Origin of the sequence: Thorsellia anophelis DSM 18579 (assembly GCF_900111395.1) — a bacterium.
GTDB classification, from domain to species: Bacteria; Pseudomonadota; Gammaproteobacteria; order Enterobacterales; family Thorselliaceae; genus Thorsellia; species Thorsellia anophelis.
Genome location: NZ_FOHV01000015.1, coordinates 1 through 20,941 on the forward strand (window position 1 = coordinate 1; position 20,941 = coordinate 20,941).

Below are 20,941 nucleotides of genomic sequence, written 5' to 3' on the forward strand. Positions count from 1 at the left end.
AAGATTTATAGCGTTCTTGGTTATCTGTTTTTTGTCATATCTTGCGAGTGCCCACACAGATTGTCTGATAAATTGTTAAAGAGCGTTCGGTATATTGACCGAAGGTGTCGGGAAGTTTCTTCTCATCGACAGGGCGCGTATTATACTCACCCAATTTAGCGTGTCAAGTTAATTTTTAAAATTATTTTAACTTTTCTCGCTACGATTGCGTTTAAATTTTGCTATTTTATTTCACGAAACTTAAATCAACCGCTTGTTGGCTCTATTTGCTTATTCTATTAAGAATTTGCTTAGTGGCTAACAGGCGGCGAATTATAGGCGATAATTTTTATTGCGCAAGTCTTTTTTTAATTTATTCTCTTAATTGGTTAGCTAATCATCAATATGACTAAAAAATCACTCAAACGAGTAAGTTTCAGCCAGATTAATTGAGTTTTTTATACTAACTAATCACAATTCGGCCTTCTTTCGCATCGATTGTAATTAATGAGCCAGGTATTAGCTCTCCTCCCAATAATTTTTGCGCTAATGGGTTCTCAATTTCCTGCTGAATAGCTCGTTTCAATGGTCTTGCACCATATACTGGATCAAACCCTTCATGACTGAGTATGCCTAATGCTTCTTTAGTCATTACCGCTTTAAATCCACGATCTTCTAATCTTTGATACAATTTACTTAATTGAATTTTTGCGATCTGTTCGATATGATGTTCATTAAGAGGATGAAATACAACTATATCATCAATTCTGTTAATGAATTCCGGTCTAAAATGCTCGTTTATTCGACCCAATACCATTGCTTTGATTGCATTATAATCTCCTTCTCCAAAATGTGATTGAATTAAGTCACTACCAATATTAGAGGTCATAATGATCACTGCATTTTTGAAATCTACAGTTCTGCCCTGTCCATCAGTTAAACGCCCATCATCTAATACTTGCAATAAAATATTGAACACATCTGGATGTGCTTTTTCAACTTCATCCAATAAAATAACGCTGTATGGTTTGCGCCTTACCGCTTCAGTAAGATAGCCGCCTTCTTCATAACCCACATAACCTGGAGGCGCACCTACCAAGCGAGATACAGAATGTTTTTCCATAAACTCGGACATATCAATCCTAACCATTGCATCGTCACTATCGAATAAAAAATCTGCAAGCGACTTACATAATTCAGTTTTACCGACACCTGTAGGCCCTAAAAATAAAAACGAACCAATAGGTCTATTTGGATCAGCAAGGCCTGCCCTACTCCTTCGAATTGCATTTGATACCGCACTTACAGCTTCACTTTGACCAATCACCCTTTCATGTAAGTCTTGTTCCATTCTGAGCAATTTATCTTTTTCACTTTCTACCATTCTAGCGACTGGGATACCTGTCCACCTGGCTAATACTTCAGCAATTTCAACATCAGTCACTCTATTACGTAATAATTTAACCGCCTTACCTTCATGCTCTGTTGCAACCACCAGTTCTTTTTCTAAGTTTGGCAAAATTCCGTATTGTATTTCTGACATTTTAGTCAGATCCCCATTTCTTCTTGCTTGTTCTAAATTAAATTTTGCTTCCTCTATTTTCTGTTTAATAGATTGCGTTCCCATTAATGAGGCTTTTTCTGCTTTCCACTCTTCTTCTAACCCTGCATATTCACGCTCTTTTTCAGCTAATTCAACTTGTAATAGTTCCAACCTTTTTTTACTTGCATCATCTGTTTCTTTTGTTAAAGCCTGTTCTTCTAATTTTAATTGAATAATTCTACGTTCCAACCTATCTAATGCTTCGGGTTTTGAATCTATCTGCAATCTAATGCTCGCAGCCGCTTCATCAATCAAATCAATTGCTTTATCTGGTAGTTGCCTATCTGCTATGTAGCGATGTGATAAAGTTGCAGCAGCAACTATAGCTGGATCTGTAATTTGCACATGATGATGAATTTCATAACGCTCTTTTAAACCTCTTAAAATAGCGATCGTATCTACGACATTTGGCTCATCTACAAGCACTTTTTGAAAACGCCTTTCTAACGCTGCATCTTTCTCTATATACTGACGATATTCATCCAATGTGGTCGCACCAACACAGTGAAGTTCCCCTCTTGCAAGTGCTGGCTTTAGCATATTACCGGCATCCATCGCACCATCAGCTTTACCAGCACCAACCATAGTATGAAGTTCATCAATAAATAAAATAATATTTCCATCTTGTTTAGCTAGGTCATTTAAGACAGCTTTGAGACGTTCTTCAAATTCACCTCGATATTTAGCACCTGCGATTAACGCCCCCATATCCAAAGAAAGCACTCTTTTATGTTTGAGACCTTCAGGCACTTCACCGTTAATAATTCTTTGTGCTAACCCTTCTACAATAGCTGTCTTACCGACACCTGGTTCACCAATGAGAACGGGATTATTTTTGGTTCTACGCTGTAAAACCTGAATAGTTCGTCTAATTTCCTCATCTCTGCCAATCACAGGGTCAAGTTTCCCTGACTCTGCCCTTGCAGTTAAATCAATAGTGTATTTAGATAATGCTTGCCTATTATCTTCAGCATTTGCATCATTAACATTTTCTCCACCTCTGACCATGTCAATTGCTTGTATTAATTTCTTAGTATCTAAGCCTGATTGCACTAATAATTTAACCATAGGGTCATTATTTTCAACTAAAGCTAATAAATAGATTTCTGACGAAATGAAGTTATCTTGACGCTTTTGGGCTAACTTATCGCATTGATTAAATAGTCTGATTAATTGATTAGATGGTTGTATGTCTGTATGGCCAGTAATTTGAGGAATTTTCTCTAATTGCTCCACTAATAACTGATTAAAATGACTGAAATTAACACCTGATTGTGCTAAAATAGGTCTTACGCTACTATTATCTTGTAGCAGCATTGCGGCAAGCACATGAATGGGCTCAATGTAGTTATGATCTCTTCCAAGCGCCATTGACTGCGCATCTGCGATTGCTTGTTGAAATTGATTGGTTAATTTATCTATTCTCATATTAAAATCCTTAATCTTGTGTTGGTGCTATTTAATTTTAGCAATCAAATTGGAAAAACTTGAATAATCTTTTAGATAGCTGTAGATGTTGATCATTTTCCTCACTTAGGAATAAACCAAATCTAGCAAAATTCGAGTTGCGATTTATTCGTATACAATTATTAGATATGGGAACTATCCTCACTTTTCAAGTTAGGTGGTTACAATTTACACAATCTTACGTACTAACTTTTTCAAATCATATACAGTGAGCTAATTTGAATTTTACATAACACAATCAAACAATAGTTAGAATGAAGATAAAGTCTAGTAAGCTGTTATAATCCAACCTAGCTGTTATCTTCTAAAATATAAGAGCGCTTGATGTTCTTTTTTACTTAAATGACTTCTTTATATCAATTGAACTATCTTAAACTATAAACTATGCAAAACTCTGATGGCAGAATTGGGCGAAGAAAAAATAGCCCCAAAAAACCGGCACTCTCTTTATTATCTCGTATAAAGTTACTTTTTCCTAAGAGAGACACTATCATAACTGAAACGGATGAGAATAAGCCTGCATCTGAACATACCGAAACAAATTCAAATGAGTATGATGCTGAAACTTTTAATAGCGATGATAATCCTGAAGAAAACAAACCGTCTTTAATTAAACGGCTTAGCAAACGACTTATGTGGTTTAGCTTAAAAGCTGGTTTCGCATTTGGATCATTATTTGCTCTGTACGGTGTCTATCTTGATGCCGTTATTCAAGACAAGCTTGATGGTCCTGTTTGGCAATTACCTGTCGCTGTTTATAGTAGAACGATTGACCTAGAACCGGGTGCGAGATATAGCTCCAAACAAATGATCCAATTACTTCAAAGTATGCAATATCGACAAGTCACTAAAGTGATTCGTTCAGGAGAATTTTCAGTTGATACAAATGGCAATATTGAAGTGTGGCGACGTGAGTTTATTTTTCCCACTGGGTTTTCTAATGTACAAAAAGCAATTGTTAGCTTTAACAACAATCAAATCGCACGAATTATTAATTTAGAAACAGGCAAGCCATTTGCTACACTATCTATCGATCCAAGGCTGATTACTTTATTACAATCACCGAATGGTGAACAACGTTTATTTGTTGAAAGAAGTCGTTTTCCTGATACTCTAATAGATATTTTATTAGCAGTTGAAGATCGTAATTTTTATAACCATGAAGGAGTGAGTTTATACTCTATTGGACGTGCAATTGTTGCTAATGCAATCGCAAAAGATACTGTTCAAGGGGCAAGTACTCTGACACAGCAAACTGTCAAAAATATCTTTTTATCGAATGAACGCACCTATACTAGAAAATTTAATGAAGCTTATATGGCTATTTTATTAGATGGTAGGTACAGCAAAGATAGAATATTAGAGCTCTATCTTAATGAAGTTTATTTTGGCCAAGTAGGTGATGAAGAAATTAGGGGATTTCCACTTGCTAGCCTCTACTACTTTGGACGTAATATCGATGAATTAAGTGTTGATCAGCAAGCTATGCTAGTAGGTATGGTCAAAGGTGCGGGGATCTATAACCCATGGAATAAGCCTGCTAACACAATCGAAAGGCGCAATGTTGTTCTAAAAGTTATGCAAAATTTAGGCTACTTAGATCAAAATGCATATGATATGTATAGTGCAAGGCCGCTAGATGTTCGGCCGCGTGGTGGAGTTATTACACCTCAACCTGCTTTTATGGAGTTAGTTAAACAAGATTTAGGGCTAAACTTAGATGAAAAAAGTTTGAAATTACTCTCAGGCGCAAAAATCTTCACAACTCTTGATCCTCTGACTCAAGATGCAGCTGAAAGTGCACTGCAAAAAACGGTCCCTGAATTAAGAGAAAAAACAAAATTAGACGATATTGAGGCTGCAAGTGTTGTTGTAGATAGATTCAGTGGTGAAGTTAGGGCTATGGTAGGGGGAAGCAATACTCAATTCCCTGGTTTTAACCGAGCATTAAAAGCAAGACGTTCTATTGGCTCTTTAGCTAAACCCCCAGTATACCTAACTGCATTATCACAACCAGATAGATTTAGACTCAATACACATTTAAATGATGCGCCCTACACATTAAAGCTCTCAAATGGACAAACTTGGAGTCCTAATAACTATGACCGTAAATTTAGAGGATCGGTGTTATTAGTTGATGCATTAGCTAAATCTTTAAACATACCAACTGTTAAGTTAGGTATGGAAGTTGGTCTCGAAGAAGTTATCACCCAACTACAATTTATGGGAATTCCAGATAAACAGCTTTCTAAGGTACCTGCAATACTTTTAGGAGCATTGAATTTAACCCCTATTCAAACAGCTCAAATGTATCAAACCATAGCGAGTGGTGGGCAAAGGGCTCAATTAACTTCCGTACTCTATGTATTGGATAATGATAATCAACTTCTTTTTAAAAAATTACCACAAGCAACCCCTGCACTATTACCAGAGGCAGCTTACTTAACGCTATTTGGAATGCAACAAGTTGTACAACAAGGTACAGGTAGGGCATTACTAAAAGATTTTAGTCAATATAATCTGGCAGGTAAAACAGGGACAACCAACGATCTGATAGACAGCTGGTATGTTGGAATCGATGGAAAAGAAGTCGCCATATTTTGGGTGGGGAGAGATAATAATAAATCTAGCAAACTTACAGGCTCAACTGGTGCGCTAAAAGTATACGAAAGTTACTTAGCACACCAAACACCTCTACCCTTGAATCTTGTTCGCCCTAGCTCTATAGCTGAAATGAATATCGACAGCGCGGGAAATTTTTCATGCACTCGGAGTGCAAGGGTCATCCCTGTTTGGACTAACCAGCCTAATATTTTATGCCAGCAGGGAGGTTCATCACCTTATGGGGCTTATCAAAATAATGATTACAACACAAATGACCATCAGTTTAATCAACCAGAGCCTACTACGCAGCCAGTGGTAGATGAAAACGGCAATTTAATCATCAAAGAAAATCAAATTAATACCCCATCGCCTAATAGCCATCTATGGCGATAATCTGAATCAATTAATCCACCTCATTTCTCCCTATGCATAAATAGATAGGGAGAAAATGCCCCCTCACACTTCACAACAAATACAATAATTAACAAATAGTTATTTAACAATAATAAAAAATAACTTAGATATCAGGCTATACGATTTGACATCCTCCCCCCCGCTAAAGCAAGGGGAGGATGCCAATCCCCATATTAATTAACATATGCTTACCAATTTAAAATAACATTTTAAAATCATTAGCCTATCGGATAACCCTTCATATAAATTTATTTAATATCAATACATTTAAATAAATTTAAATCACTAAGATATATACACTTTTACGATTTTTATACTATTTATAGTATAATCAAAAATGTAGAAATTAATTAACACCACTATCTGATATTAATGACTTCCTAATCTAGAATACTATCTATTCTTGTTAGCATAATTATTTTTCAATTTTAAGGAATTAGCACATGAAATTAGGTTATCTATTAGCATTTACTCCGTTTATACTTCTTGGCTGTGGTGAACCACAACCCTCTGATAAGATATTGGAAGAAGCGTTTTCTAAGCAGTATGAACATTTAGAGCTTAAATCAGTAGATTTAAAAAAAACTGAGCAACAAGGTGATTTTATCTTATATGCTGCAGAAGGTAAGTTTGTTACCACTAAAAATTTATATGAAAATTTGGATGGTATTACTTTTGGCAATGGTCCAAAATTTTATCGATTAGTACAAAAATCGGGTGAAACATTTGACTTTACATCATCAGTGATTGCATCTGGCAATGACAAAGCTGGTTGGAATGCAGGCTTTCAAAAGCTAAATAGCAAATTGCCTAAATTTAATATTGATGAAAGTAAATTAGATTTAGCTGATCCTAAAGTGCTCGTTGTTAATGCAGAGGATTTTCAAAATAAAATGAATAATATTGAGAATATCATCAACGATTATCAAAAAAATATCGCACTGAAAAAAGAAGCAAGCACTCAATTAGAAAGTGAAATTAATACACTTAATGAAAAAAGAGATAATTACTGGACAACACTTGAAATCGACGGAAAAACATTTACATCAAGATATGATGCTAAAGACTATTTTAATTCAGAGATCAGTGCCTATAGATCAAGTGATGCAAGACCTCACACTCGAATTTCTGAATATGATAAAGAATTCTATGATGAAAAGAAAAAAGAACTATATAAAAAATATAACAATTATGACTCTGATGAATATAAAGCGTTAAAAGACGTAAGAGAAAAGAAATTTGAAGAGTACAAAAAAGCTTATGATGATGAAATTGCAAGGCTAGAAAATATAGCTGCACAAGCATTTAAACCTTATGAAGATGGGTATGAAGCTTTAAGTACTCAAATCAACGAATTAGAATCTCAAAAAAGAACATTAAATTCTGATATCAGATCACTAGAATCAGATGTAGAAGAATTCGTTAAAGCAAAACAGCGCGCTATAAAAGATGGATATATAAAATCATAAAAAACAGTAAATAGGCACTACATATGAAATGCCACCTCTGTAACTAATTCTAAGTATTTACGATTTTTATTTTAAGGTGGTCAGTAAAACTGGCCACTAAATCCTATCATTTTTAGTGAGATCACTTACCACCAACTTAAAATCAGAATTAAACATTACATTTCAAATACTTATGATGCAATTAATATTTACTGAAATATGACAATTGCTCATGAACACCCCATAATTTTACTTTAACAATTACAAGGTTAATGCAGACGTTTAATTTAATTGGATTAACAATGACATATCTGCTTATTGGGATATAGCTAAAAATTTATCTCAGTAATTGCAATACAAGCTCGGGGCTTTGATTCGCTTGACTTAAAACAGACATTCCTGCTTGTTGAAGAATTTGATTACGGCTCATATTAGATACCTCCAATGCATAATCTGCATCTTCAATCCGGCTTCTAGCTGCCTCTAAATTGATTTTAGAGGTAGATATATTTTGCATGGTCGATTCTAAACGATTCATAACCGCACCTAATTCGCCACGAAAGTCATCGATTTGCGTCATGGCCTTATCCAAACTTTCTAGTGGCATCATTGTTTTTGCACTTGTGGAAACTAGACTTCCAGAAAATATGGCATCATCTATATCAATATATAGTTCGTTATAGTTTCCCGTTAGATATAACGCGCCTAAATTAATAAGTAAGGTATAATCTGGGCCGCTGTTTCGACCAAATTGTTCGATTCCAGCCAATCTATCAGTAATATCCCAATAAACATTTTATCCTACAAAAAATCCAAGTGCTGATGCGGGAGCCCTTGCCAAAAAATTCAAATAAAATCTATCGTCTATCTGTTTTACACCTACACCAGGGGAAAGTCTCATCATTTCATAAGTGATTTCATCTGATATAGCGAATCCTGGCGAACCTGCTGGAACTGAAAAATTATGGCTTAATCTGATAGGTTCAACTAATGAATTGACTTGAAACGTTTGTAAATTTGGAAAGAGTGACAATAATTCACTTTTTGTGAAATATTGATTTGATACGTCATCTTGAATGATATTCATCCCATTATTTGGGGCATTGGAAGTCAGATCTGAAGAGAGTTGCCCCTGTACAATAGAGTGAATGTCAAATGGATCAATGCTAAACTCTCCATTACCTTGGTAATCTCGTTTGTCTATTTTTGCCAATAATACTGTTTCTGGAGATGCATCAGTTGGCACCCTTAGTGCTTTTAACTTAGCTTCATTTTCTGGCTGAACCGGTTGGCTAATGTTAATTTTCATATAGAAATTCCCATCACTCCCTCGATAAAGCTTCTTATCAGATCCGATTGCATCTGTGGTTAGGCCATAATTTTGCGTAAAAGTGCTCAGCGCAGTCTGAGTACTAGAGTCACTGACTTTTAACTGATTAGGCAACAAACCACTTTGATTCGTTAGTTCGTCAGCTTGCTCTTGGGTAATTAACTCAAATCCATCTAAGCCATTAACATTGAAATAATGTATTCCGAGCTCTTCAGTACGCATGGCTCTAGTCTTAATCGATACAGTCTCGTTATCATTCACACCGGTTTGCAAGGTTAAATTACCATTGCTATTGAGCACTGTTTTACCATTAAATTGTGTTTGCTCGGCAATTCTATCAATCTCATCTAAACGCATACGTATTTCAGCTTGAATAGTATTAAGATCCTCTTGGCTGTTACTACCATTTTTCGCTTGGACTGTTAATTCTCGAATCCTGTGGAGATTATTATTTGATTCAGATAATGCCCCTTCAGTTGTTTGAGCAATAGAAATACCATCTGATACATTACGCTTTGCTTGGGCAAAACCACGAATATTCGTCGTCAACCGATTGGCAATCCCTTGACCAGCCGCATCATCTTTTGCACTATTTATCCGTAAACCTGATGCAAGCCTTTCAATAGCGGAGGCGAGTCCTCTTTTTGAAATAAATAAATTATTATTTGCAACGATAGATAAAAGGTTAGTATTGATAACAGCCATTTTTATTCCTTAAGGACTAGGCTAATTCAATGAGAAAAAGCCATATACAAGCTAAAATTACGAAACATTTAGCAACATCTGGGAATATTTTTCAGAATTATAACTTACTTCTCATTTTTTGATGACTTTATTTCTTACCATTAGTGCAATTATTTCAGATGCGCTCGATTAGTAAGATATCAAAGAATTTGATGACGAAAAGCTAGAATGAGTCAGACAATTTCGTGAATTTAAAAATGGGATCCCTGTCAATGATACGATTACTAGAGTGATTAAGTTAATAAAATCTAATGAGTTTAATCAATGCTTTATCGATAGGGTAAACACTGTTAGAAAATAAAATAATTAGCATCAAATTGCTATTGATTTCAAAAAATTAACTTATTCATTTAAAGATAAAACCGAGGATGCATTGCATAGTATAACAGCTTGGAATTCAACATTAGGCTTAGTTGTTGTATAAATGAAATCAGCGGGTAAGAAAAATGATAATGAATCCACATTAAAAATGCTTGATGTTTTGGTTATAAAAAGGACTGACATCACAGTCTATGCAATGAATACTCAGAAAAAATAGTTTAAAAAAACAATTACAAACAATGTCGATTATACTATGTGCGTTAAGAATAATCATAAGAAACTAAAAGAACAGGGGTAAACGAATACTTTTTTGCACTAATTTTTCCCCAAAGATGACTTCAGCTCTAAATTTGTCAGCCCTACCGCAACATTTTATTTTAGACTCCATCCTCAGTCACATAATAGATTTGACTAAGTATCGAGCTTTTCGTTATTATGCAAACTTACCAATCTACCATACCGAAGCAGGTTCAATTGCATTATGTGCCATCTACCTCCTATGACTTCCTTCGAACCCAACCGTCAGAAAGTATAGCCATTGTCATTCGGATTAACTTAGCCTTTGTCAGAGTGTTTCCACTTTCTTTCAAGTGGATGGGTTTGCCAGCTTTGCTGGGCAAACAAAACAAAAAAAAGCGCTTTATTAAAGAATAAAGCGCTTTTTTATTTAGAATTCTTATGAAAGAAAATTTAGTTTAATTCATGACTAGAAATCGTAACGTAGACCAATCGTACCTTTTACGTCATTGTATTCATTTTTACCATGCTGAGTATTAATTTCAGCATAAGTTGATAGATATTTAAGTGTACTCATATTAAAACCTAATTTAATATCGAGTAAATCAGAAGGTTTATCTGATGCATATCTGTTATCATCAAAATTCACTACTGCTTTAACATCATCATGAATCCAATTTATACCAGTATAACCTGTAATCTCAATATCTTTATTAATCAATGTTTGATAACGCACTTCTGCCCCTAACCGCGTTACCAATCCATCAACAGTAGGATGGGTAATTTGAGTGCCATTAGTTTCCGTAATGTTATCTGCATTATGCTTTTTATAGATTAATTGAGCTTGAGGTATCACATCTACATACTGATTAGAATGGCTATATACATTAACTGGAGTACCAATCTCTATTGAAGCACCTAAGGCATTCGCATCATATTTTTGTGTTTCATTTAAATCCCCTGCTTTAACTTCATTATGAAGCCATGCATACTGTAATGAACCATCTATATATGATGGATTATGAATAGAGAATATATTTGTTAAATAAGTCCCATAGACACCCATACGGTAATTATCTTGGCTTGAATTAGCACTAAAGTCTGTCACATCACTTATATTACTTGAGTGCCCTGAACTTATAGCACTGTAAATTCCAGAAACAAAATTAGCATCATTATAATCAATTTTAATCAGATTACCCCCAATTTCAACATCAGTACTGTATAGCCTTTGTTTTATGCTATTTGCAGCACGGCTATCAGTCACAGAACCAGAAATTTTACCCCAGAAAACATTATTTTTATCAGTCTTAACTTGATTAATACGACCACTATAACTGTTCTCTAACGATGCATTAGCCATATCAATATTAGCTAGATAGGCACCAATTTCAGGGCGTATTGCTAGTAAGTTAGATTGTAAATACCAATTCGTCCCTTGTTGTACTAATTGATAATCATAACTGCCTGCTACGACACGATTACCTAAAGCAAATGTACCAGATGAATCACCATTAACCGTAATCAACTCGATGCCATTTTTAGTTTGAGCACCTTTTCCACCATAATTTTGTACAAATACAGTTGTATGACCACTTGTGCTACCCTCAATAGAGAGCCTATCTGTAATTGAATCATCCCCTTCTAGTACCGTGTTAAAAATTAAATCACTTCTAGCGTCATAGTTGCCTAACACATTCAATCGATTACCTGTTTTAGTGCCCGCCAAGGAGACTATATTATAATTATTGAGATTGCCTTCAATAGTTAATACTTGATCTTCAGATTCTATTATTTCAACTGCATTGCCTACTAATAAAATACCATTATTAGTCACATCTCCAGTAATAGTACCAATCCCTCCTGCAAAAGAATTATCACTAATGTCTAATGAATTTATCTTAGCTGTACTATCAGTTAATGCTAACGTTCCGCCCTTAACATTAAATGCACCTAAATCTGTAAAATCATTCGTTACTCTTAAAATACCTGAGCCAAGCTTGTTAATTGATCCTGTTCCAATGATATTTTGAGTAAGCACCTGATCTAGACCAGTTAGATTGATATTAAGCGCGCCCTTATTATTAATATTTGACTGACCGATATTATTTAAATTTGTTATTAAAAGCTCACTGTTTTCATCTATGTTAAATTTACCTGTGAAATTTTCACTATTACCTCCAAGTGTAGCTTGACTAGAAACTAAATTAACCTGACCAGATCCAGAGAATTCATTTTTTACTAACGATGTAGCTTCATTTAGTTCAAGGATACCCATTTCATTAATGAATAAGGAGCCGCTACCTAAATTTGCATCATTATTCAACTTAACAATCGCATCATCCAAAATATTAAGTGAAGCTTCTAATTCATTATTAGCTTGGCTTAATATAAATTCACCAGAATTTATATTAAGCGTTCCACTACCGAATAAAGAGCCTAAAATTGAAGAGGTATCTTCATTACCATTAAAATTAAGCACGCCATTATTAATATTTAAACGACTTGACTCACCTACATCAATTGATGTGACATCTTGAGTTTTACCATTCAAATCAAAAATTGCATTATCTAGCACGATTTTTCCAAGGCTACTGATAGATTGATCTGCGCCTAATTGAATTGTGCCATTGCTTAGTGTTGTACCACCTGTATTATCGTTTTGGCTATTAGATATTACTAAACTTTTACCACCAGCCTTTATATCTACAGAACCTTGACCAGTGATTTTGGCTAAAAATAGATTATAGCTCGCAGAAGATGCATCAATTACTAAATTACTTAGAGATTCGACTTGCGTAAGTAAATAGGTCACATAAAGGCCATTTTGATCTATAGACTCATTGATAGATTTATCTGCAGCAATCCCTATATAATCATACGTTACCTTAATTGTGTTACCATTTTCATCTGCAATTTCCTTAGTAATATTTTCCCTACCTGCACCATCTACGGTTAATGTTAAAATTTGACCTGGTGTAGACACGGTATCTGACTTAACCACCAAAAAACCTGTGGAGGGATCAAATCTATTTTGATCTAATAGATTTTTTTGCACATCAATCGCTTCTGGCTCCGATAACTCGGCTCCAACAAGATTGACACTACCTTGCTGGTTTGTATTATCAACACTTAAATTAGACACTGTCAAAATATTAGGATTAATTGGATCTTTCATGACTATATTTAGTAATCCACCTGCTATATCAAAATCATTTATTTCATAATCACCACCAACATTGACACTACTACCTTGCCCAATTGAAAGTGTTCCTTCATTGACCCCTTCTCGATTGTTTAATTCATCTAAATCAAATGCTGTATTGATTAATGATAAAGTACCCTTGAATTTTTCAGCATTTTGCTCATTGCTAAAGCTTAACTGATGATTATTCGAATCAATATTAATAAGACCAGTACCTGCAAAAGAATTTGATAAGCTAATATCATTATCAGCGGTAAAATTGAGTGTACCTTGTACATGATAATTTGCATTACCAAATGTAGTATTAAGGTTTAAAGATGCATCTGAATTGACATCGAATATTCCACTAAATTCATTATATTCTGACAAAGAGATATCTTTTCCATTGATATGAACAGTACCGTCACCGCTAAGTATGTTGCCTAGCTCCTTAGAATCAAAATCAAGAGACAAAGCACCGTTAACTAGAATTGATCCTGTTCCTGCACCAGTTGATGATGTCAAGACCAATTTACCTTCGCTTACTTCTGTGCCACCACTATAAGTATTATTACCGTTGAATATCGTCGTTACATCTGAGCTCAACAACACATTTCCTGTTCCAGAAATAATTTGATTAAATTCATAATCAGTATCTTTTGCAAATTCAAGTTGTCCATTATTAATTACATTAGACGCCAGACTACCATTTTCAGATAAAGTAATTGAACCTGAATTGATTATTGTGTCACCAGTATAACTTTGATTATTTGTTATAAATAGAGAACCATCTGAATCTTTTGTTAATGAACCTTCCCCTGTAATATTCGCTTGATAAATTGTATCTAAGTTGCTGTTGAAAATAACCATGCCGTTATTAAGTATATTGCCAACATAACTAGACATGGAATTTCCATTACCAATTTGAAGTCTGCTATCACTATTTACGGTTGTTTTACCTTTAAATTGATTATCACCAGCTAAGATTACATGTCCATCACTGATTATCAGACTGCCATTATTACTACTCGTTAAGGAACCAGTAAAGTTACCTTCATTTAGAGTTAAGCTACCGTTATTAATATTAAAGTGGCCCGTTCCAGTCAGATTTAAAAGTGATAATGTTGCATTTAACATATCAACAGTTGCATTATCAGCAATCGATAATTCACTTGTATTACCTAATGCATTATCAGCACCTATATTCAGAGTACCTTGAGTAACAACCGTTTTACCTTCATACTTATTGTTTTCATTTGTGATAGTAATAGATTGGCCATCTTTTGCTTGAATTTCAATTCCACCTATTCCAGATATGAGGGTATCAATGCTATTACTGATGCTATTTTGATTATTAAAAACTATATTAGCTTTAGATATCAATTCTTTAAGCATAACATCCACATAAATACCTGCACCTTTAGAACCATTATTAGAACTAACAGCAGCGTAGTCATAAATGGTATCAACTAAATTACCAAATCCATCATTGACATCATTTATTTGAATTCCGTTTAGCTGGTCATCACCATTAATGGCTAATTTTAATTGTTTGTCCCCATTAGAAACAGATTGTGCACTAATCAATTGAATTGCGTTACCTGATACAGTGCTGTCACTATCTAGAAAATTAGTCGAAGTCCCATCAGCATAATCGGCAGGAGGTACTAAATTGATCAACCCAGCCACATCTAAAGTAGAATTGTTTAAACTATCTATATCAAGATGATTAACAGTTAATAATGCAGAGTCAGTAGGCCCATTTAATTTGAAATTAAGACTCCCCCCTGCTAAGCTAAGATCACCTATAGTAGTATTTTTATTAATATTTGCCACAGCGTCTTTATGCAAACTAAGTTCAGCGTTTTTTAATGCCATAGCATTATTATCATCTAATGTAATCGTACTTCTATTTAATTCAACTTTACCTGCAAATTGGTTGGCACTAGCTTGTGCAAAATTAAAAGAAGTAGCATCATATATTGCGAGTGTTCCATTACCTGATAGGGAGTTATCAAATGTGTTTAAACCTAATAGAGATAACCGCCCATTATTTAGGATAGAACCGGATCCAAATGCATTAACCAAGGAAGTAGTTGCTTCACCTGACTGTGAGATTCCCCAATCACCTGTAAAATTCTCATTGCTACTAACTATATTAATTTTACCTTTAATATTGACATTGCCAGAACCTCCAATTGTATTTTTTAATTCTTGAGAGGTTATATCTTGATTTGCAATTGTTAAGTACGAATTGTCAAGATTGAAAATTGTATCAGTTGCAGCATGTAAATCATTTAATATAAGGTGTGAGTTAATGATATTAGCGGTTTTAAACCCTTCCCATTTATTTGCTAACCCTAAATTAAAAGACTCCCCGCTTATACCAGCATACATTGATAAATTAAGGATGTTATTCCCAGACCCACCAAGTAACTGTCCAACAGAATTGCTAGATGTCAACCCAGTTAAATTAAAAATATCATTACCAGAACCTGATTTAATCGCATTAATCGCTTTTGCCGAACCGAACAAATTAACGATATTATCACCATTACCCAAGTCAAAAATTAAGTCACTTGTAGCATTATCTTGGATATTAAGCACATCAATGCCTTCACTTCCGATATAACTACCGGTTGTTTGGGAACCTGCATCTATATTAAAAACATTTTCCCCTTGGTTTAGAGAGATAGCTCCGTTAAATTGAGTTTTTTCCCCAAAGTTCAATATTGTATTGCCTCTCGTTCCTGTAATATTACCCACTAGAGATGAACTTAAATTAAACTCCGTATCGCCTTGGTTTTCAATGCGAATATTACCTTCCAAATCACTTATTTGATTAACCTTCTTTGCAGTCGTACCACTGATTAAAAGTGCATTTTTACCTATCCCGTTGAACTGATAATTTTCATTAAGAGTTAAAACAGATGAGCCCTCTCCATCTTGGAATTTCAAACCAAAACCTGTAGCATTCTCATCCATATTGACTGCTATAACTTTGTTAAAATCCCATCCACCATTTAAAATAATTCCGTTTGCTTCATCTGCTACATTCAAAGCGAGATTATCAATAGTCCAGGTAGCAAAATTTCCAGCAGACGCTAATAGTCCATTAGCTTTTTCAGTGGCATTTATCACTAAATTTTTTAAATTAAGGTTAGCTAGGTTACTTAATCCTGTAGATTGATTTCTTGCATTAATCATACTATCGGTGATGGAAATGCTACCTTGGTTGTTTGATGTAATACCGCTACCTACACTATTATTTAAATTCAAAAGTAGATTAGTTATCTCAGTTACGCCTTTATTAAGGATAGATATACCTGTAGAACCCTGCTCATCTAAATTAATATTCCCACCTGATATTTCTGCGTTTAAATTTCCAGATACTACAATACCAGTCCCAGCATTAGCATTAATATCACTGTCGGTTAAATCTAAAATTAAATTGGTTGCATTATCGGTATCTGCAGTCAAGCTAATTCCATTAATACTACTATTAATCGTTCCTTTATTAGTAATCTCGTAAGAGCCTGTACCACTTGTAGTTGAGAATAAAATTCCATTTTGGGCATTTATAGATCCATTCTTATCATTCAACAGAACTAAATTACCACTGCCATTCATGGTCGTAACAATTCCATTTGCATTGGTTGCATTCAATGCTGCGTCACTTCGGATGTATACATCACCTTTTACATTAGAGTTTTTAACTGTTTTGATTCCAGCACTATTTGTGCCTGTATAAGCCAGTTTAGAACCTGTTCCAATATTAAATATAACATCACCATTGGTTTTAGCTCCATTACCTATACCACCAGTATTATCACCTCCAAGGTTACTGATGCTATCCCCGTTAAGCGCACCTTCATTATAATTAGCTAGATCCAGTAATACGCCTTGACTAAATCCCGTATCTTTATTGTATGACCCCAATACTAAACCATTATTCGAATTACCAAATGTATTAGTTGAGGTATGTAATTTAAATTTCGCACCATCATGCATAACGTATTTATAGGCGTTATTATTGTTAGCTGCCCCGAGGGTAAAAATGGTTACTTTGGCAGATAAGTCCGCAGTGCTTTCAAAAGTCATTAGATTATATTCATTGATCACATTCGACCAAAAAATAGTATTATAAGTCCCAGGCGAACCATCTGTAAAAATATCAAACTTACCTTTAAAACGAAGGGGGCCACCCTGAACAATTTGATGTCCTGTACGATAGGTAAATTTATCCATCTCTTTGATGTCACCAAAAATAACTTCCGCTTTTTGATTCCCTTGACTTGAATCACCTAAAACACCCATTACTGCGTACATGCTATCGCTAAATTTATTTATTTTATCAAATTGGATATCGATAGCTGTATTTTTATTCACTCTAACAACGGCTTCATCAGACGCGACCGATGATTGTAATAGATTAAAATTCTCAAAGGTAAATAGTCCTTTATTATTATCCCAATCCGCTGGTGTAGCTGTATTAAAATTAAAATCATACAAACCTACATTCAAGCTAAAGCCATTACCATCAATTACGATATTTTTCCTATTTGATTCAACCATTTTTACAATGACGTCACTAGTTAACTTAATGTCATTAGCAAAGACAATACGTGTTACTTGACTGGTTGTACTATTTAACACACTATTTAAGCCAGCTGTATCAGTGACTACTTGACAGTTCGTAGTAATTAAGCACTCCTCAGCCGTCACTGCAAAAGCATTTGGAATGGTTAAAAAACTCAATCCAATTAAAGCAGAGCCTAGGGATTTTGTCAGATGTGTCGTGATGGGGTTAGTTGGTTTATTTATTAAATCATTAGGCACGAGTTCGCCTTTGACTAAAATAGCCAATAAAGAAAGTTTCATTTTGTTTCCTTGGTATTGTTAAATAATGCGTAAAATTTAAATTGAATTTCAGAATGTTATTTAATGTTTATATGTTTTATTAAAAACAACAATTTTACTTTTAATATTACTCAAATTCAAGCTTAAAGCTTCTCTTAGCGCTTAAAACAATCAAAAGTACGTTAAGTTTATGTAAATGCCGTTTCGACTAGTGTGTTGTACGACTGTTTTACAAAATTAAACGACATCAAGTCAGTGTTATCTGCATCCTGTCTCATACTAGAGTGACTCTCTAAATACATCATGAAAACATACCTAAGGAGATGCTTGATTTATCCTGTAAGTTTACACAAAACTGATAATTAAAACGCTTGCGTGGATGTCCATAACTGAGCCAGAAGACATTCAACTTTTATGTCTTAGCGCAACTATGCTAATATCTCTTTCAACTAGATTATTACCAATTTGCCAATCCCTATTATCAGTGTTACCGATTTAATATAGCCACTGATTGAAGATGTATTTAATTGTCTTGATAAAGCGTTCAATAAGCCTCCTCATTAAACGCTTTATCATTTAGGTATGATTTGAACTTTTTAAAATTAGGTCGTGCGCCTCTTTGTCATGTTTCATATCTTTTTGCAAAGGTCGATTCGGTAAATTATTTTATATTTTAAAAAGTTGGTCTATCATTTCGATTGCTTTTTAGGCTTCAATATTATGTCTCCCTTTAATTTTGACCACATAATGAAGCTTGCCGCATGCATGAGTAAAACAACCTAAGGACTTAATACCGTCTAGTATCAAACAATTCGAGATTCTCCCACGTGCTTGAATCAGTTACGCTCTTTTTAGCTCAAATGCTGATTATGCTTCAAGTAGCGAAACTACTGGATATTTCAGATAAAGAAGCGCATAGAAAGATTGAATACCATGCTCACAAAGCAAAAGCCCCAGAAACTTATAAAAATATTAAAATAATTTATATAATCAATGAATTACAGATAAGACCTGTGCATACTTGTAGCTATTTGAGCTCAGCTTATTTTTGCAGATGACAATCAATCCATTCCAAATACACAAATCAGTCTTGACGCGTTTCACAGTGTGACATTAGTCCCAAAAGCCTTAGAGCAGATTAAAAAAGGTGAGCTTAGCCCTAACGCACGCAATTAAAAGTATAAATTAACTGAAAAAGACGAATTAAATTAGAACCGCTTGAAGAGCAAGTGCTTACCCTTAGAAAGTATTTTGATGGGATTGTAAGGGGATTACTTGATAACAGTAGCAACGCTTATGTAGAAGCGATTAATGGGCCACTGCAGCAAGTAAAAAGAACAACCAAGGGATATAGAAATACAACAACGTTATGACAATTGCATATTTACGCATGGGTAAATTTAAGCAATTACCCAAAAAGTCCATATTTCTACCGGCTTGACTTCACTCAATATTATCTGAAACCAAAAGCATGCACATAGAAACACACACTATAACATTGACACCGTCCTCGCTAAAGCAAGGGGGTTCCTACTGCGCACCTTCAATTACATAAATATAAACTCTTAGCTTGTCGAGTTGAATCATTACTGGGTAGGGGGGTTATTATCTAATTTAGTTTGTTCTGGTTCTGGATGACGAGTATATTCACCTTCAAACGTATTTTCATCTGCATATCGATGATAGACTGGATTCACTTTAATTTTTCTCGCATAAAATCGGTAAACAAGTCTCTGAACAATCGGAATGAGCAGAAGTAGTCCGATAGCATCGGTAATAAAACCGGGTATAAGCAACATAAAACCGGCAACTAATAACGTAAATCCCTTTATCAAACCAAATAAAGCATCATTTTGTGGTACTTGCTTCATTTGTAAAAACAACATATGTTGCAAGCCTTGCTTTTTTACTAATGAAATTCCAATGATTGTTGATAGAAATCCAAGAATAATGGTCATTAACACACCAATTTGATTGGCAATGATAACAAAAAGTGAAAACTCTAAATATATCAATAACAAAACCACTAGAAGTATAATAAATTTCATATAATTGGGAGTTTCCAGTAAGGACATAATGTATCAATATCTTTTCTATACCCTAATCGTCAGACTACTTGTTACGAACAATTAGGCACCTAAAATTTAAGTGACTTACATCTAAAATGCACAAAGCTTTGATTATACCTAATGATCTATCACGCTTAATATGAGTGCCGAACCAATCTCATTTAATATGTAAGCCCTTTGAATATAAAAGTTTATGTCCTGTTATGAAACTTGAACAGGTATTGCTTTAGCTGTTCTTCTTAAGACATTATTATCATCAAAATAGCCGACTTTAGGTTTATGTACTCTTGCCTCTGCATCACTCATTTGCACATACGAGCAAATAATTAACCGGTGCCCTTCTTCTACTAATCTAGCTGCTGCACCATTAACAGAAATAATTTTTGAGCCTCTTTCGGCCGCTATAGCATAAGTCGAAAATCGTTGCCCATTATCGACATTATAAATATCAATTGCTTCGTACTCTAAAATACCCGCTGCATCCATAAAATCGAGATCAATCGCGCAAGAACCTTCATAATGCAAATCAGCCTGTGTCACTCGAACGCGATGTAACTTTCCTTGTAAAACGGTGCGAATCATAAAAACCTCTACATAATTTATTAAATTTAAAAAAGAGTCACTATTTTAACTTAATTGTTTAAAAAATCGAAAACATTATCTTATCATTTGATATGCAAA

General features: G+C 34.4%; 9 protein-coding genes and 1 pseudogene. 4 read left to right on the forward strand and 6 right to left on the reverse strand.

Annotated features, from left to right (window positions below):
• Nucleotides 1-442: 442 nt before the first annotated feature.
• The gene (clpB, locus tag BMW37_RS09570; RefSeq protein ID WP_093320257.1) at nt 443-3,010 is read right to left on the reverse strand and encodes an ATP-dependent chaperone ClpB; all 2,568 of its coding nucleotides are present in this window, start codon (nt 3,008-3,010) and stop codon (nt 443-445) included.
• A gap of 423 nt (nt 3,011-3,433) precedes the next feature.
• On the opposite strand from clpB, the gene mrcB reads away from it, so the two are divergent.
• Together mrcB and BMW37_RS09580 are read left to right on the forward strand one after the other, a co-directional pair.
• Nucleotides 3,434-6,046, forward strand: coding sequence for a bifunctional glycosyl transferase/transpeptidase (gene mrcB, locus BMW37_RS09575; RefSeq protein ID WP_093320259.1), 2,613 nt, complete (start codon nt 3,434-3,436; stop codon nt 6,044-6,046).
• A 464-nt stretch (nt 6,047-6,510) separates the two neighbouring features.
• Complete coding sequence (locus BMW37_RS09580; protein WP_093320264.1) at nt 6,511-7,536, forward strand: DUF1202 family protein; 1,026 nt, start codon at nt 6,511-6,513, stop codon at nt 7,534-7,536.
• A 316-nt stretch (nt 7,537-7,852) separates the two neighbouring features.
• On the opposite strand, the gene BMW37_RS09585 is transcribed toward BMW37_RS09580, so the two are convergent.
• Nucleotides 7,853-8,284: a flagellin gene (locus BMW37_RS09585; RefSeq protein ID WP_342721597.1), complete on the reverse strand. Its 432-nt coding sequence runs from the start codon at nt 8,282-8,284 to the stop codon at nt 7,853-7,855.
• A gap of 27 nt (nt 8,285-8,311) precedes the next feature.
• Nucleotides 8,312-9,550 (reverse strand): flagellin N-terminal helical domain-containing protein, encoded by a 1,239-nt coding sequence (locus BMW37_RS15760; RefSeq protein WP_093320266.1) that lies wholly within the window; start codon nt 9,548-9,550, stop codon nt 8,312-8,314.
• Nucleotides 9,551-9,776: 226 nt separating this feature from the next.
• On the opposite strand from BMW37_RS15760, the pseudogene BMW37_RS15975 reads away from it, so the two are divergent.
• A pseudogene (locus BMW37_RS15975) lies at nt 9,777-9,890 on the forward strand (hypothetical protein); the annotation flags it as partial.
• Between the two features lie 726 nt (nt 9,891-10,616).
• Here the strand turns inward: BMW37_RS15975 and BMW37_RS09600 are convergent.
• Nucleotides 10,617-18,212, reverse strand: a complete 7,596-nt coding sequence (locus tag BMW37_RS09600) for an autotransporter outer membrane beta-barrel domain-containing protein (protein ID WP_093320269.1) — start codon at nt 18,210-18,212, stop codon at nt 10,617-10,619.
• Nucleotides 18,213-19,393: 1,181 nt separating this feature from the next.
• On the opposite strand from BMW37_RS09600, the gene BMW37_RS15980 reads away from it, so the two are divergent.
• Nucleotides 19,394-19,564, forward strand: coding sequence for a transposase (locus BMW37_RS15980; RefSeq protein ID WP_093320274.1), 171 nt, complete (start codon nt 19,394-19,396; stop codon nt 19,562-19,564).
• A 213-nt stretch (nt 19,565-19,777) separates the two neighbouring features.
• On the opposite strand, the gene BMW37_RS09615 is transcribed toward BMW37_RS15980, so the two are convergent.
• Together BMW37_RS09615 and panD are read right to left on the reverse strand one after the other, a co-directional pair.
• Nucleotides 19,778-20,239: an FxsA family protein gene (locus BMW37_RS09615; protein WP_177168637.1), complete on the reverse strand. Its 462-nt coding sequence runs from the start codon at nt 20,237-20,239 to the stop codon at nt 19,778-19,780.
• A gap of 222 nt (nt 20,240-20,461) precedes the next feature.
• Nucleotides 20,462-20,842 carry an aspartate 1-decarboxylase gene (panD, locus tag BMW37_RS09620; RefSeq protein ID WP_093320281.1) on the reverse strand — a complete coding sequence of 127 codons (381 nt, stop codon included), beginning with the start codon at nt 20,840-20,842 and terminating at the stop codon, nt 20,462-20,464.
• Nucleotides 20,843-20,941: the final 99 nt, after the last annotated feature.

Bases quoted from the DNA above. Each gene is read 5' to 3' on its own strand.
- clpB (WP_093320257.1), bottom strand. From the start codon at position 3,010: ATGAGAATAGATAAATTAACCAATCAATTTCAACAAGCAATCGCAGAT.
- mrcB (WP_093320259.1), top strand. From the start codon at position 3,434: ATGCAAAACTCTGATGGCAGAATTGGGCGAAGAAAAAATAGCCCCAAA.
- BMW37_RS09580 (WP_093320264.1), top strand. From the start codon at position 6,511: ATGAAATTAGGTTATCTATTAGCATTTACTCCGTTTATACTTCTTGGC.
- BMW37_RS15760 (WP_093320266.1), bottom strand. From the start codon at position 9,550: ATGGCTGTTATCAATACTAACCTTTTATCTATCGTTGCAAATAATAAT.
- BMW37_RS09600 (WP_093320269.1), bottom strand. From the start codon at position 18,212: ATGAAACTTTCTTTATTGGCTATTTTAGTCAAAGGCGAACTCGTGCCT.
- BMW37_RS09615 (WP_177168637.1), bottom strand. From the start codon at position 20,239: ATGAAATTTATTATACTTCTAGTGGTTTTGTTATTGATATATTTAGAG.
- panD (WP_093320281.1), bottom strand. From the start codon at position 20,842: ATGATTCGCACCGTTTTACAAGGAAAGTTACATCGCGTTCGAGTGACA.